Source organism: Corallococcus praedator, from assembly GCF_003612125.1.
GTDB classification, from domain to species: Bacteria; Myxococcota; Myxococcia; order Myxococcales; family Myxococcaceae; genus Corallococcus; species Corallococcus praedator.
The window spans coordinates 1-457 of record NZ_RAWI01000976.1 but is presented as its reverse complement, the minus strand read 5'-3'; the positions used below and the strand labels follow the sequence as shown (position 1 = coordinate 457).

Annotated in this window: 1 protein-coding gene; it reads right to left on the bottom strand. The window is 55.8% G+C overall.

Going from position 1 to position 457, the window contains the following annotated elements:
- The coding region (locus D7Y13_RS47435; protein ID WP_208734618.1) for a hypothetical protein at positions 1–225 on the bottom strand (225 nt) is incomplete at its 3' end.
- Positions 226–457 lie beyond the last annotated feature (232 nt).

Below are 457 nucleotides of genomic sequence, written 5' to 3'. Positions count from 1 at the left end.
CTCCAAAGCGGCATCCAGAAGCAGTTGCTGGAAAAACAAGTCCGCCGTCGAGTAGCCAGTGAGACATAGCTCGGGAAATACGGCGACGGAACAGCCCTCGAGCACAAGGCCCTCCAGCGATTCGATCATGCACCGCGCATTGAATCCCGGATCACCCAGGCGCAACTCCGGAGCCACGACGGCCACCCTCAGGTAGCCGAAATCAGAATATTCTCGAGCGGTCATTTTATCGAATCGGCTTTTGTTCAATCTCTACGAACATGCTGCCGCCCTTGGTCAGCCGTGGGAATTCGGGACCTTTTCAACAAAATTTTCATGCTAGGATGCCAGGTAATCGGCAAAAGAAACTCGCGCTAGGCGATGGATAGAAGCTTGAGGGCCATGGGCAGAATCGATCGTCCACGGTCGAGCCAGCGCCGCAACTCCTTGATGCGGGCCACGGTGATCTCACGTTCGG